Annotated in this window: 1 protein-coding gene; it reads left to right on the top strand. The window is 72.7% G+C overall.

Translation table 11 applies throughout. The features are described from left to right. The coding region (locus tag SB751_RS31655; protein WP_410749227.1) for an ATP-binding protein at positions 1–145 on the top strand (145 nt) is incomplete at its 5' end. Positions 146–264 lie beyond the last annotated feature (119 nt).

Raw genomic sequence — 264 nt, forward strand, 5'->3', positions numbered from 1 at the left:
CGGCACCGGCGGCGCCGGCCTGGGCCTGGCCATCGTCAAGCGCGTCGCCGCCAGCCACCGGGGCACGATCGAGGTGCAGGACAGCCCCCTGGGCGGCGCGCGTTTTGTCCTGCGGTGGCTGTCGGCGCCGGTGACGGCGGACTGATCGCCGCTTCCCCGCCGCCCCGGCGAACGGCGCCCAAGGCTGCATGGCCCGTATCAGAACACCAGCGTGGCCGAGGCCATGAAGGTGCTGCTGCTGTCCAGGCGATTGGTGCTGCTGAT

Origin of the sequence: Cupriavidus sp. SIMBA_020 (genome assembly GCF_046535395.1) — a bacterium.
GTDB classification, from domain to species: Bacteria; Pseudomonadota; Gammaproteobacteria; order Burkholderiales; family Burkholderiaceae; genus Cupriavidus; species Cupriavidus campinensis.